16 protein-coding genes are annotated in these 12,458 nt (G+C 53.1%); 2 read left to right on the plus strand and 14 right to left on the minus strand.

Annotated features, from left to right (window positions below; translation table 11 throughout):
- Positions 1-4 precede the first annotated feature (4 nt).
- From rpoE to DHf2319_RS08680, 10 genes are all read right to left on the minus strand, one after another.
- Positions 5-604 carry an RNA polymerase sigma factor RpoE gene (gene rpoE / locus DHf2319_RS08635; RefSeq protein WP_243477814.1) on the minus strand — a complete coding sequence of 200 codons (600 nt, stop codon included), beginning with the start codon at positions 602-604 and terminating at the stop codon, positions 5-7.
- Entirely contained in the window at positions 601-1,098 is a 498-nt protein-coding gene (locus DHf2319_RS08640; RefSeq protein WP_243477815.1) for a hypothetical protein, read from the minus strand. The genes rpoE and DHf2319_RS08640 overlap by 4 nt, the downstream gene beginning before the upstream one ends.
- On the minus strand, positions 1,098-2,327 hold the full coding sequence (gene fabF / locus DHf2319_RS08645) for a beta-ketoacyl-ACP synthase II (RefSeq protein WP_243477816.1): 1,230 nt from the start codon (positions 2,325-2,327) through the stop codon (positions 1,098-1,100). The genes DHf2319_RS08640 and fabF overlap by 1 nt, the downstream gene beginning before the upstream one ends.
- A 158-nt stretch (positions 2,328-2,485) precedes the next feature.
- Positions 2,486-2,722 carry an acyl carrier protein gene (gene acpP, locus DHf2319_RS08650; RefSeq protein WP_243477817.1) on the minus strand — a complete coding sequence of 79 codons (237 nt, stop codon included), beginning with the start codon at positions 2,720-2,722 and terminating at the stop codon, positions 2,486-2,488.
- Between the two features lie 60 nt (positions 2,723-2,782).
- Positions 2,783-3,517 (minus strand): 3-oxoacyl-ACP reductase FabG, encoded by a 735-nt coding sequence (fabG, locus tag DHf2319_RS08655; RefSeq protein ID WP_243477818.1) that lies wholly within the window; start codon positions 3,515-3,517, stop codon positions 2,783-2,785.
- 54 nt (positions 3,518-3,571) lie between these two features.
- Complete coding sequence (gene fabD / locus DHf2319_RS08660; protein WP_243477819.1) at positions 3,572-4,507, minus strand: ACP S-malonyltransferase; 936 nt, start codon at positions 4,505-4,507, stop codon at positions 3,572-3,574.
- A 75-nt stretch (positions 4,508-4,582) separates the two neighbouring features.
- Complete coding sequence (locus DHf2319_RS08665; RefSeq protein ID WP_243477820.1) at positions 4,583-5,569, minus strand: beta-ketoacyl-ACP synthase III; 987 nt, start codon at positions 5,567-5,569, stop codon at positions 4,583-4,585.
- Positions 5,570-5,594: 25 nt separating this feature from the next.
- Positions 5,595-6,641 carry a phosphate acyltransferase PlsX gene (gene plsX, locus DHf2319_RS08670; protein WP_256462155.1) on the minus strand — a complete coding sequence of 349 codons (1,047 nt, stop codon included), beginning with the start codon at positions 6,639-6,641 and terminating at the stop codon, positions 5,595-5,597.
- A 47-nt stretch (positions 6,642-6,688) separates the two neighbouring features.
- Positions 6,689-6,871, minus strand: a complete 183-nt coding sequence (gene rpmF / locus DHf2319_RS08675) for a 50S ribosomal protein L32 (protein WP_243477821.1) — start codon at positions 6,869-6,871, stop codon at positions 6,689-6,691.
- Positions 6,872-6,942: 71 nt separating this feature from the next.
- Positions 6,943-7,569 (minus strand): YceD family protein, encoded by a 627-nt coding sequence (locus DHf2319_RS08680; protein ID WP_243477822.1) that lies wholly within the window; start codon positions 7,567-7,569, stop codon positions 6,943-6,945.
- Between the two features lie 82 nt (positions 7,570-7,651).
- Between DHf2319_RS08680 and DHf2319_RS08685 the strand changes: the two genes are divergently transcribed.
- On the plus strand, positions 7,652-8,272 hold the full coding sequence (locus DHf2319_RS08685; RefSeq protein WP_243477823.1) for a Maf family protein: 621 nt from the start codon (positions 7,652-7,654) through the stop codon (positions 8,270-8,272).
- Positions 8,273-8,284: 12 nt separating this feature from the next.
- Positions 8,285-9,004, plus strand: a complete 720-nt coding sequence (locus DHf2319_RS08690; protein WP_243477824.1) for an SAM-dependent methyltransferase — start codon at positions 8,285-8,287, stop codon at positions 9,002-9,004.
- A gap of 20 nt (positions 9,005-9,024) precedes the next feature.
- On the opposite strand, the gene msrQ is transcribed toward DHf2319_RS08690, so the two are convergent.
- The 4 genes from msrQ to DHf2319_RS08710 are packed head-to-tail and all read right to left on the minus strand — an operon-like array spanning position 9,025 to position 12,261.
- Positions 9,025-9,705 carry a protein-methionine-sulfoxide reductase heme-binding subunit MsrQ gene (gene msrQ, locus DHf2319_RS08695; protein WP_501993939.1) on the minus strand — a complete coding sequence of 227 codons (681 nt, stop codon included), beginning with the start codon at positions 9,703-9,705 and terminating at the stop codon, positions 9,025-9,027.
- A complete protein-coding gene (gene msrP / locus DHf2319_RS08700) occupies positions 9,644-10,603 on the minus strand; it encodes a protein-methionine-sulfoxide reductase catalytic subunit MsrP (protein WP_243477826.1) in 960 nt (319 codons plus the stop codon). Before msrP ends, msrQ begins: the two co-directional genes overlap by 62 nt.
- A 12-nt stretch (positions 10,604-10,615) precedes the next feature.
- The gene (locus DHf2319_RS08705; RefSeq protein ID WP_243477827.1) at positions 10,616-11,281 is read right to left on the minus strand and encodes an HAD-IA family hydrolase; all 666 of its coding nucleotides are present in this window, start codon (positions 11,279-11,281) and stop codon (positions 10,616-10,618) included.
- A complete protein-coding gene (locus DHf2319_RS08710; RefSeq protein ID WP_243477828.1) occupies positions 11,281-12,261 on the minus strand; it encodes an RluA family pseudouridine synthase in 981 nt (326 codons plus the stop codon). The genes DHf2319_RS08705 and DHf2319_RS08710 overlap by 1 nt, the downstream gene beginning before the upstream one ends.
- Between the last annotated feature and the right edge of the window lie 197 nt (positions 12,262-12,458).

Genomic DNA, 12,458 nt, shown 5'->3' on the forward strand with positions numbered 1-12,458 from the left:
TTCCTCACCAGCGCCTATCACCGTGGGTGTCCAACATCGGACGCAACTTAGCCGCAATCGCTTCTCGCGCCCTAAAAATCCTGGATCTCACCGTTCCAATAGGGCAATCCATTGTCTCGGCAATTTCCTCGTAACTCAAACCATCGATCTCCCTAAGGACGATGGCGGTGCGCAACTCCACCGGCAGCTGTTCAATCACTGCGTTAACCGTATTGGCAATTTCGTGACTTGCCAGCACCGACTCCGGGGTGTTGTTGTCTGTTAGGTTGTCAATTTCATCAAAAGTTTCACCATCATCGGTTTGATTTAGGCTTGGGCTACTTGGGCGGCGCCCTTGGGAGGTGATCCAGTTGCGTGCCGTGTTGATCGCAATGCGATAGAGCCAGGTATAGAAAGCACTTTCACCCCGAAACTGCGGCAAAGCCCGATAGGCCTTTATAAAGGCCTCTTGCATCACGTCATCAATATCCGATTGATCACGCAACATTCTGGAGAGCAAGCGCTGGATTTTGCGCTGGTACTTCACGACCAGCAAGTCAAATGCCTGCTTATCGCCCTGCTGCACACGTGCCACTAGCTGGGCGTCTGCTTCGCGCTCACTCATGTGCCTCTCCGCGCATGCCAAAGAGCCAAGAGGGCAATTTTTCTAAATTCTTCTTTATTTTGCCCTTGTTTCCACACTAAGACATCAAATGCCTTATCAGCCCTGACACCAGACTGCGTATCAATCGGTCTGAGCCTCAGCACCATTGCGGTCCAGAACTGCCCAACCTCTTCAATCTGTAGACCAATAGAGCGGTCACCGCTTTGAAGCTCGCCCTCGATGAGCTCTGACGTAAAGCGCACGCCACGAAAGTGCCGGTGACAATCCCCCTCCAGACGCGAGTAGAGTCTCCATTTCCAGACCAAAGGGAAAACTGCCACAAAACACGTTATGTGCAAAACCATCGCCGCAGTGTCGATGGCGAGATTGACCAGTGATTGAAATACAACCGCGATTGCCGCTGAAACCAAAATCGCCTGCACAATGCGAGCAACTAGAGGGGTGGCGCAAGGCCGCCATTGGACTGTAATGGTTTCAGCTGCTGCGTTCTGCATCAAACCCGACGTACGACCATCGACCCGTTGGTGCCTCCAAACCCAAACGAGTTCGACAAGGCCACTTCGATCTGCATCGGGCGTGCCTCGTTAGCACAATAATCCAGATCACATTCGGGATCTTGATTAAAAATATTAATGGTGGGTGGAGAGACCTGATGATGGACTGCCAACGTGGTAAAGACCGCCTCGATACCCCCGGCAGCCCCAAGCAAGTGACCAGTCATGGACTTGGTAGAGTTAACCACCAACTTCTTGGCATGCTCCCCAAAAGCAAGCTTCAATGCCAGCGTTTCGTTCTTGTCGCCAAGCGGCGTGGAAGTACCGTGGGCATTGACGTAATTTACTGAGTCAGGGTTGATTCCGCCATTTCGTAAGGCGGCCAGCATACCGCGGCGTGGACCGTCCTGGTCAGGCGCAGTGATGTGGTGAGCATCCGAACTCATGCCATAGCCTGCTAGTTCACCGTAAATCTTGGCACCACGCTTTTTGGCATGCTCATATTCTTCAAGCACCATGACACCAGCGCCCTCACCGAGCACAAACCCATCACGATCCACATCCCATGGGCGCGATGCGGTTTTCGGGTCATCGTTTCGCGTGGACAATGCCCTCATGGCCGCAAAGCCCCCAACACCCAACGGTGTAACCGTTGATTCTGTGCCGCCAGCCAACATGACATCGGCATCGCCATATTCAATTAGACGCCCTGCATCACCTATTGAATGCAAACCCGTCGTACACGCTGAAACAACCGCATAAGAAGGCCCCTTAAGACCGAGCATGATTGACAGCTGCCCCGAGACGAGATTAATCAGCGAAGCCGGCACAAAAAACGGCGAAATGCGGCGCGCGCCACGCTCGAGATACTCTTTCTGAGTTTCCTCAATTCGCTGAAGACCACCGATACCAGACCCCACAATGACGCCGAAACGGTCAGCATTGAGCTCGCTAATTTCGAGACCCGAGTCCTTCCACGCCTGAACACCAGCTGCAATACCATAGTGGATAAAGGTATCCATCTGACGTGCTTCTTTGGCTGGCAGGTAGGTCGTGACGTCGAAGTCTTTGACCTCTCCCGCTATGTGAGAATTCAATTCAGACGGATCGAATCGAGTGATTCTTCCAATGCCACTACGCCCGTTGACTACGTTGTCCCAAGCGGTGGCAATATCATTGCCCACGGGGCTCACAATGCCCAAGCCAGTGATCACTACTCGTCTTTTCAAGAGTCGCTCCTGATATTTGACAACAAAAGCGGCCGAGTTCGCTAACAGAAACGGTCAGACAAACAGTCTGCCCGCCCGCTACTAGCTTTCCCGACCGCCGAGGTCGCGTGCAGCGAAGCACGCAACCAGCAAACTTAACCGAAACTGCTTCGGTTCAATTACTTCGAGTTCGATTCGATGTAATCGATGGCTTGCTTGACCGTGGTGATCTTTTCGGCTTCCTCGTCGGGAATCTCGGTCTCGAACTCGTCCTCTAGCGCCATCACCAGTTCGACCATGTCGAGTGAGTCCGCGCCGAGGTCGTCAAGAAATGAGGATTCGTTCTTGATCTCGGCTTCATTAACGCCAAGTTGTTCAGCGACGATTTTCTTGACGCGCTGTTCGATGCTTTCCATTCAAATCTCCAGTGGGGAAAAAATCTTCTGAATTATAGCCAAGCGTAGCCCAAAACGGGTTTACGACATGTACATGCCACCATTTACGTGCAAAGTGGTACCCGTAATGTACTCTGCCTGATCTGATGCCAGAAATGCTACTGCAAAGGCGATGTCCGCTGGTGCGCCCAGCCGTCCGAGCGGAATCTGACCCAACAAGCCTGAGGTCTGCTCAGCAGACAGTGCGCGGGTCATATCAGTTTCAATAAAACCAGGTGCCACGCAGTTGACTGTGATATTGCGACTCCCAAGCTCTCTAGCTAGCGCCCGCGTCATGCCAGCAACACCGGCTTTGGCTGCGGCATAGTTGGCTTGCCCGGCATTGCCGCTTGACCCAACCACGGAAGTGACGTTAATGATTCGTCCGCTACGGGCCTTCATCATGGGTTTGATCACAGCACGGCACAACTGAAACACACTGGTCAGATTAGTCTGCAAAACAGCATCCCAATCCTCATCTTTCATGCGCATGGCCAACGTATCCCGGGTGATGCCGGCATTGTTGACCAGAATATGGGGACCACCCTCTTTGGCAAGCTCATCGACTACCGCTGCGATGCGCTGTGGTTCATTGACATCGAGCACAATGCCGCGGCCCGCAAATTCTGCGAGTGCCTCTGAGATACCTTGCGCGCCGCCGTCGCTAGTTGCTGTACCAATCACTCTGGCACCTCGGCTGGCCAATTCATGTGCGATTGCTTTGCCAATACCTCGGCTCGCACCGGTGACCAACGCTATTTTGTCTTTCAGATCCATGTTGCTATTCCGTGTGGCAGTTGATTTCGTTGGAAGCGATTGAACTCAAGTCCATTAACCAGTCTTCAGGGTATCAAGCGCAGCTTGCATGGAACCCGGATCAGTAACAGAAATACCGGTTAATTCGGGTGAGATACGTTTGACCAAGCCACTGAGAACCTTGCCTGGGCCGCACTCCACCACGTGCGTGACGCCCAGACTGGCCATCGCTTCAATGGTTTGCACCCAGCGTACCGGATGCCAAGCTTGGTCTACCAACGCTTGACGAATCGCAGCGGACTCGTGATGCACCTGTACGTCAACATTGTGGATGACCGGCACACTGGGTGCTCGCAGTTCAATCTTGGCCAATGCTTCCGATAGCACAGTAGCCGCTGGCTTAAGGAGACTTGAGTGAAACGGCGCCGAAACTGGCAACAGCACAGCTCTTTTGGCGCCTGCAGCCTTGGCGTTTTCCATCGCCCGCTCAACTGCCGCCTTATGACCAGCGATGACCACTTGGGCTGGCGCATTGAAATTGACCGCTTCGACTACCTCATTTTGCTCTGCCTGCTGGCATGCCGCGATGACGGCATCATCTTCAAGCCCCAAAATCGCGGCCATGGCACCCGTGCCGACGGGCACTGCAGCCTGCATGGCGTCAGCCCGTATACGCACCAAGCGAACAGCGTCTGCCAAATCAAGCGCGCCAGCCGCCGTTAACGCAGCATACTCACCCAGACTATGCCCAGCCATCACCACAGGCTCAGGGCCACCCGCTGCCCGCCAAGCGGCCAAGATTGCCAGCGAAGCAGTCAACATGGCAGGTTGAGTGTTGGTCGTCAGATTAAGCTGCTCTGCAGGCCCCTGAGCAATCAATGCACCCAACTCTTCACCAAGCGCAGCATTGGCCTCGTCAACCACCGTCTGAACAGCCGTATTGTCTGACCAGGCATCTAGCATTCCTACGGTCTGAGACCCTTGGCCTGGGAACACAAACGCAAACTTCATTCTTGTTTCACCTATATCAAATAAATCGGGAGGCACATCAGTCAGGCAAGCATTGAGCTAGTCGATATGACAGGCTCACATACGCGCAACCACAGAACCCCAGGTAAATCCGCCACCCACACCTTGCATCAGCACCTCATGACCAGACTTTATCCGACCGTCACGACAAGCCTGATCAAGTGCCAGTGGCACGCTCGCTGCAGATGTGTTGGCATGCTGATCAACCGTGACCACGAGCTTGTCCATGGAACCGCCGAGTTTTTTTGCCAGAAAAGTCAATATTCGCAGATTTGCCTGATGAGGGATTAACCAATCGATGTCAGAGAGCTCAAGGCCAGCCTCGGCCACCGTGTCACGCGCTGACTGCTCCAGCACAGACACCGCCTGCTTAAACACAGCCTGACCATCCATGCGCAAAAAAGGATCACCAGTGACCTGACCGTGCGCGACTGACCCCGGCACACACAAGATGTTGGTCAGGCTACCATCCGCATGTAGTTGGGCAGCCTGAATGCCAGGCTCATCGGATGCTTGCAGCACGACCGCACCGGCACCATCACCAAAAAGTACGCAAGTACCACGATCCTGCCAATCAAGAATTCGGGAAAACACCTCTGCGCCTATCACTAAAGCGCATCTGGCTCGACCAGCTTTAATGAAACTATCCGCGGTCGTCAACGCATAGACGAATCCGCTACACACGGCTTGAACATCGAACGCTGCCGCACCACGGTTACCCAATTTGGCTTGCACCATGCAGGCGGTGCTGGGAAACACAAAGTCTGGCGTCGAGGTGGCAAGGATAATCAGGTCAAGGTCCGCAGCTGTCTTACCAGCACTAGCCAGAGCATTTTGAGCGGCTTTGACCGCAAGGTCACTGGTTTTAGTGCTGTCATCAGCAATGTGGCGCTGTTTAATCCCCGTGCGCGAGACAATCCATTCATCAGATGTCTCTACACCCTTTTTGGCAAGCCTTTGGGCAAGATCATTGTTCGTAACGATCTCATCAGGCAAGTAACTGCCCGTGCCAATGATTCGGGAATACTGAACAGTAGCTGTCATGAGATCCTCATATGGCAATCGCCATCTACTTCGTGCCAGTCTGGTGGCGCGTTAAATCAACGACTGTACTGGCAATCCGGTCCAGCACACCTGCTTGCACCGCATCGTGAGCTCGCTGCAAGGCATGCCGGAAAGCATAGTCATCGGCTGATCCGTGACTCTTGAATACGATGCCACGCAACCCCAAAAGAGCCGCGCCATTGTAGCGACGGTTGTCTACCCTGCGACGAAAACGATTCAGCACGGGTCTGACAACCAAACCAGCCAGTTTGGTGAGCGTACTACGATAAAACTCTTCACGAATCATGCTGCCCAGCATGTGCGCCAAGCCCTCAACCGATTTGAGAACCACGTTGCCAACGAACCCATCACAGACCACCACATCAACGGTGCCCTTGAAAATATCGTTGCCCTCGACATTACCGTAAAAATTCAGAGGACTTGCACGCAAAAGCTCAGCTGCCTGCTTGACCACTTCATTACCTTTGATGATTTCTTCGCCGATGTTCAACAGCCCTACTGATGGCAGTCGGCCCGTATCTGCCGTTTGGGCAAGCGCCGTACCCATCATCGCAAATTGCAACAAATGTTCAGCCGTGCAATCAACGTTGGCACCGAGATCGAGCATTGTGGTGGCGCCACCTTTCTGGTTGGGCATGGCGGTGGCAATTGCTGGTCGGTCGATGCCCTCAAGGGTTTTGAGTACGTATCGGGAAATAGCCATTAAGGCGCCCGTGTTACCAGCCGAAACACATGCTTGGGCCTGACCGGACTTTACTGCCTCAATGGCAACACGCATGGAGGAGTTTTTCTTTCGCCGCAGTGCGACCTCCACCGGGTCGTCCATGGCAACGACTTCACTGGCGTGTTCTATCTCGACCCGAGAATAATCAGCACCCGCATACTGAGCTTTATAGCCCTCTAGCGCAGCTTCAATTTGGGGTGTGTCTCCCACAAGCAACAGTGAGGCTTGCGGATTTCTTTCGAGGAAAGCCAAGGAGGCAGGGATGGTCGCTGGGATCCCAACGTCACCACCCATGCAATCAACAGCGATGCGAACGGACTTGGTCACGAAAAACGGACGGGATCGAGCGAGTCCCGCAGTAAATTAATCGTGACTTATTCGTCTGACTTGGTCTTCAAAACCTTGCGACCACGATAAAACCCATTCGGGCTGATGTGGTGACGCAGATGCAATTCGCCAGTATTGGGCTCAATTGCGGTAGGTGGATTAGTCAAAAAATCGTGCGAGCGATGCATGCCACGCTTCGATGGGGTTTTCTTGTTTTGCTGGACAGCCATGATAACTCCTAATAGTAGACCGGATTGTACGTCAATCCAGCCCTGTAAAAATCAAACTTGCGACCCAAACATCACTTCGAATCGCGCTTTAAGCCTTCAAGCACCTTGAATGGCGACTCTCGCTTAACCTGCTCAACCGGATCGCCAGCGGATGTTTTGGCCGGCTCACACGTTTCGTGCTTTGGCACATAAGGAATCGCAAGAATCAATTGATCCTCTACGAGTCCCAACAAATCAATCGGGCCGTCTGCGACCAACGGCTCGGGCGCATCGGGGTCTGCTTCGTCAACCGAGTCAGACGCGTTGGCTTTGGCCTCATTCGGAAACAACTCGAACTCCACTGTTTCGTCAATCACAAACGGCATGACACCAAGACAACGCTGGCATATCAACGTCACGACAGCCTGCACCTTCAACCACACTCTAGGTCGCCTACCTTGCTGACTTGAACCTTTGAACTCGTACCATACCGCACCGGTTGCATCCTGCTCGATATCGGCAAGCTCGCGAATGTGATGCTGGGCGGGCAAATCTTGCACCAATCGAGAAAGGCGAACAATTGGAAACACGCCAGCTACAGACCCGTTATTGCGCGCCAACTGGTTCAAATCGATTTTTGGAGGAAGCCCAAAGCTCGATTTGCACTTAGCCTGACACTGCGCTCGCCAATCTTTGTCCGACGCTGGCAACCCGCTCATTAGAAATCGACCGTAAAAGTTAGCCTACTCAACATAAGCGGCAAAGCCCGTTATCATACCGTGAAATTCCTTGTTAATACAAATGCTTGCATCCGTGTCTGCCCATACCCAGCCGAACCTCATTCTTGCGTCGAGTTCACCCTACCGACAAGAAATGCTTTCGAGGCTAAATATTCCTTTTTCAAGCAAATCACCAGACGTGGACGAATCTATCCTGCCGGGAGAAACACCCCTGGTGTTAGCGCGCCGACTAGCGTTGAAAAAAGCGCGAGCCATTGCCCGCGAAGCACCCGAGGCGATCGTGATCGGCGCAGATCAGGTGCTTGACCTGCACGGCGTCGCCCTTGGAAAGCCCGGTAGCGCCGAGCAAGCTCGGCGGCAATTGAGTATGCTCAGCGGGCAGACAGTCATGTTTCACAGCGCACTTGCGCTGGTCACACCAAGCAGTGCTCGCATCAGAGTCAGCACTTGTAAAGCGACTTTCCGACGGCTATCGGCAGTTCAAATTGAACACTACCTGCAGATCGATCAACCTTTTGACACAGCGGGTAGTGCCAAGGCAGAAAGTTTGGGTATCGCCCTTTTGTCTTCACTAGAAAGCAATGATCCCACAGCGATCATTGGCTTACCCCTCATTGAGCTGACTGATTTGCTAGCACTCGTCGGGCTGGACCCACTGATTCCCAAGACATTCGATACTTAACCACCTGTTCAAATGCAAACTCAACACACTGGCATTCTCCATCTCATTCCTGTTGGTCTGTCTGAAGCGCCCATCGACGCCTGGCTCCCGAGCCATGCTCAAACACAGGCCGCCACGCTAACTCATTACATCGCTGAGAACGCCAAAACGGCTAGGGCATTTCTCAAACTGTTGGCGCTTGAGCGGCCCATTCAGGAGATTGACATTCAAACTTTGAGCGCAAAGACCGACAGTCAAACGATCCGCAGCTGGTTAGCGCCCCTGCAAAACAACCAGTCAATCGGCTTGGTTTCTGAGGCCGGGTGCCCTGCTGTTGCTGATCCTGGTGCACGTGTGGTTGCCCTAGCGCACGAGCTCGGGGCATCGGTCAAGCCTTGGACTGGCCCCTCATCAATTATGCTCGGACTCATGGCCAGCGGGCTTGATGGTCAACGCTTTGCCTTTCACGGCTACGCACCCGTCAAACCAGATGAACGTAGCCGTCAGCTCAAGCAGTGGGAACAACTATCTGCACGTCTGTCGCAGACACAAATCCTGATTGAGACGCCCTATCGTAACGCCGCCATGTTCGACAGCTTGCTGCAGACACTAAACCCCAAGACCAGGCTATGCGTGGCCAGCGACCTTACAGGTTCACATGAATGGATACGAACCATGACCGTCAATGAGTGGAAAAAATCATCGAAACCCGAACTTACCGGCAAGCCAACTCTTTTCTTGTTTCAAGCGTAGGCTACGCAAATACCTGATGATTATTTAAATCCGGCGCGCTTTGGTCGACAGTACCGCCAAAGGCGCCAGCCCAATAAAGCTGCTAACACCAGGCCGTAAATCGTAACTTCCAGAAAATCGTTCTTGCCAGCCTTGTGAAGCCAGTAATGAATGATCGACAACACTGCCACTAGATAAATCCAGCGATGCAACGCCTTCCAATAACGACCCATGGCTACCATTGCTCGATGACTCGAAGTCAATGCCATGCCTAGCATCACCAAAAAGGCCACGACACCTACTGTCACGAATGGCCTCTTGACAATGTCGAGTCCCATATCAGCGAGCACAAAGTTTTGTTCCCACCATGCCCAGGCTAGCAGGTGCAATGTGGCATAGAAAAAAGTAAATAAACCACACATGCGACGAAGTCGGATCAGCGCTGGCTCATTGAGCCAGTCTCGCAGTGGTGAGACAAGCAAGGTCGCCATCAGGCATACCAGTGTCCAGGTGCCTGACGATCGAGTTAAAAACTCAGTGGGATTTACCGTCAATCCGTCCGTGAGCCCAAGATAAAACCACCGCAACAAGGGATACATCCCTGCTACAAAGAGCAGTGGTTTGGCCCATGCAATGTGCGTTGCAGAAAGAGTTGGCACTTCAGTAGAACTTGGCCAGATCCATGCCGCTATACATTGAAGCCACTTGCTCCTCGTAGCCATTAAACATCAGTGTCTTGCGTCGCGGCGCAAAAAGTCCGCCTTCGCCGATGCGGCGTTCAGTGGCTTGACTCCAGCGTGGATGCGGCACAGTCGGATTCACATTCGAATAAAAGCCATATTCACGTGGCGCAGACTGCATCCAGCTCGATGTGGGCTGTTTTTCGGTCAACCGGATGGTGACAATCGACTTGGCCGACTTGAATCCATACTTCCAAGGCACGACGATACGTACCGGCGCACCATTCTGGTTCGGTAGCACCTCACCATACATTCCAAAGGTCAGCAGCGTTAGAGGATGCATGGCCTCATCCATCCTCAGACCTTCTCGATAAGGCCAATCGATGACCGAGGACTTCAAGCCTGGCATCACTTCAGGTTGCATGTCAGTAATGAACTCGACGTACTTGGCATTGCCAGTGGGCTCAACCTTGCTGAGCAATGCCGACAAGGGGTACCCAATCCAGGGAATAACCATGGACCAACCCTCCACACACCGCAGCCGATATATACGCTCTTGCATTGGCTCAAGCGCCAGAAGATCTTCAATGGCGTATGTTCCTGGTTTACCTACCTCACCCTCAACCTGGACACTCCAAGGGGAGACTTTCATCTGCCCGGCATAACGCTCAGGATCAGACTTGTCCATGCCAAACTCGTAAAAATTATTGTAGGTGGTGGCCTGAACGCGTTCGGTGATTTTTTCCACCGACATAAACTCTGGGTTCGGTGTAGAGGGCAGCGCCGCCAGTGCACTGGCATGCGCCACCGATGAGGCAAATGGCCAAGCAAGGCCGCCTGCAACCATAGCGCCAGCCGACATGAAGCGCCGCCTGTTTTGCCAGACTTCTTTGGGCGTTATTTCTGTTGCTTGAGGTTTAGGATATCGGTAAATGCCCATGGCAAAGCTCCACTATTTGATGCCACGCGTACGCGGCTTAAGCCAATCATGCACACCAGCAACGCTATCAACAATATCAAGGTGCGGGTGCGTTCTGAGCTCAGACACCGGATGTGCGCCGTAGCTTACCCCAAGGCCGTGGATACCAGCATTGGCAGCCATGCCGAGATCATGGGTTGTATCACCGATCATAACGGCAGCATCAGGCTTGGTGGCCAAGTCGGCCATGATCTCTAACAGCATCCGTGGGTTGGGTTTACCATGGGTTTCATCCGCACAACGCGTGACTGCAAAATATTGACCCAAGCCAGTGGAATGAAGTGCCCGATTCAAACCGACGCGACTTTTTCCCGTGGCCACCGCCATCATCACGCCCTGGTTACTTAAGGCGTCCAGCATTGGTATGACCCCATCAAAAAGCCGCAGTTCCATATCTTGGGTTAGGTAGTGATATCGGTAGCGTTCGAGGTATTTCTCCCGGTCTCGATTCGTCATCTTCGGAGCAAGGCGTTCCAAAGCCTCATCGAGCGACAACCCAATTACCCAGGCAGCGGCGTGATCATCAGGGACTTCAAACCCCATATCTCGACTGGCAGATTGGATCGCGCGCACAATCCCGCCGGTAGAGTCCATCAAAGTACCATCCCAGTCAAAAACAACTAACTCATACTGACTCATTAGCCACCCTCACGGTTTTTGGTCGATTTTTTCGAGATGTCTTGAATAAATCCATGAAAAGAACCCGGCATCGGCGCTTCAAGCGCCAGGCGCTGTCCTGTCAGTGGGTGATCAAACGCCAAGCGCCAAGCATGCAGAAACATTCGTTTGATCCCTAGCTCGCGCCAACTAGCTAGCTGCTCATCGCTTCCGTACTTGGTATCGCCTAATATCGGATGTCCGATCGAACTGAGATGCACTCGGATTTGATGAGTGCGCCCGGTACGTAGCTCACAATCGAGCAAAGCACAATCAACATAGCGCTCCACGCAAGTCACTATGGTGTGGGCTGGTTGCCCCTGTGGGTCAACCCGAACCCGACGCTCACCGCTAGCGGTCAGCCACTTGGTCAATGGTGCCTTCAGATGCTGCCGATCGTTTGCCACACGCCCTTCTACTAAAGCCAAGTAGTGTTTATTGACTTTGCCTTCACGCATCATTGCGTGCAATTTAACCAGTGCATTGCGTCGCTTTGCCAGCATCAAAAGGCCCGAGGTGTCCCGATCCAAACGATGCACAAGCTCAAGAAACCTTAAATCTGGATTGGCAGCTCGTAAAGACTCGATCACGCCATGCGAGACACCACTGCCACCATGCACTGCCACGCCCGGCGGTTTATTGATCACCAATATCGCATCATCTTGGTAGATCACTTCAAACGTTTTTGCTGGCGCTTCAGGTGCAGTCGAACTTGCCACCCTGATCGGCGGAATACGCACAACATCACCTAGCTGCAAACGGTAGTCAACCTGGCAACGCCCACGATTGACGCGGACTTGCCCGCCTCTGACTGCTTTGTACAGATGGCTTTTGGGTACCCCTTTACAGAGTCGAATCAGGAAATTATCGAGCCGTTGTCCCTCATGGGCCTCGGTCACCTCCACGAGCCGGGCTTGCACCTTCGGTTCAGTTACCGCTTCGCGAACGGGTAAATCGGGCATATAATGCGCTTAGCCTAAAAAGGTCTGAAAAATCAGGCAGATGTTTAGAAGCGCCAACGGTTGGTCGCCTCCATCTCCCGGTGCCATTGTAACGACAGCACATTCAGATCGAGTGGCAAGCGGCTGGCTACGCAAATTGCGTGCCCCGGATGACGAAACGAATCGCAACAAGAAACTGTCAAATTTTCCGCATTAGG

Source organism: Orrella daihaiensis (assembly GCF_022811525.1).
Taxonomy (GTDB): domain Bacteria; phylum Pseudomonadota; class Gammaproteobacteria; order Burkholderiales; family Burkholderiaceae_B; genus Algicoccus; species Algicoccus daihaiensis.

What these genes read in the sequence shown, in the direction of transcription:
- acpP (WP_243477817.1), bottom strand. Translation starts at nt 2,722, where the DNA reads ATGGAAAGCATCGAACAGCGCGTCAAGAAAATCGTCGCTGAACAACTT.
- DHf2319_RS08685 (WP_243477823.1), top strand. Translation starts at nt 7,652, where the DNA reads ATGCTTGCATCCGTGTCTGCCCATACCCAGCCGAACCTCATTCTTGCG.
- DHf2319_RS08665 (WP_243477820.1), bottom strand. Translation starts at nt 5,569, where the DNA reads ATGACAGCTACTGTTCAGTATTCCCGAATCATTGGCACGGGCAGTTAC.
- DHf2319_RS08690 (WP_243477824.1), top strand. Translation starts at nt 8,285, where the DNA reads ATGCAAACTCAACACACTGGCATTCTCCATCTCATTCCTGTTGGTCTG.
- DHf2319_RS08680 (WP_243477822.1), bottom strand. Translation starts at nt 7,569, where the DNA reads ATGAGCGGGTTGCCAGCGTCGGACAAAGATTGGCGAGCGCAGTGTCAG.
- rpmF (WP_243477821.1), bottom strand. Translation starts at nt 6,871, where the DNA reads ATGGCTGTCCAGCAAAACAAGAAAACCCCATCGAAGCGTGGCATGCAT.
- DHf2319_RS08640 (WP_243477815.1), bottom strand. Translation starts at nt 1,098, where the DNA reads ATGCAGAACGCAGCAGCTGAAACCATTACAGTCCAATGGCGGCCTTGC.
- msrP (WP_243477826.1), bottom strand. Translation starts at nt 10,603, where the DNA reads ATGGGCATTTACCGATATCCTAAACCTCAAGCAACAGAAATAACGCCC.
- DHf2319_RS08710 (WP_243477828.1), bottom strand. Translation starts at nt 12,261, where the DNA reads ATGCCCGATTTACCCGTTCGCGAAGCGGTAACTGAACCGAAGGTGCAA.
- rpoE (WP_243477814.1), bottom strand. Translation starts at nt 604, where the DNA reads ATGAGTGAGCGCGAAGCAGACGCCCAGCTAGTGGCACGTGTGCAGCAG.
- fabD (WP_243477819.1), bottom strand. Translation starts at nt 4,507, where the DNA reads ATGAAGTTTGCGTTTGTGTTCCCAGGCCAAGGGTCTCAGACCGTAGGA.
- DHf2319_RS08705 (WP_243477827.1), bottom strand. Translation starts at nt 11,281, where the DNA reads ATGAGTCAGTATGAGTTAGTTGTTTTTGACTGGGATGGTACTTTGATG.
- msrQ (WP_501993939.1), bottom strand. Translation starts at nt 9,705, where the DNA reads ATGGCTACGAGGAGCAAGTGGCTTCAATGTATAGCGGCATGGATCTGG.
- fabG (WP_243477818.1), bottom strand. Translation starts at nt 3,517, where the DNA reads ATGGATCTGAAAGACAAAATAGCGTTGGTCACCGGTGCGAGCCGAGGT.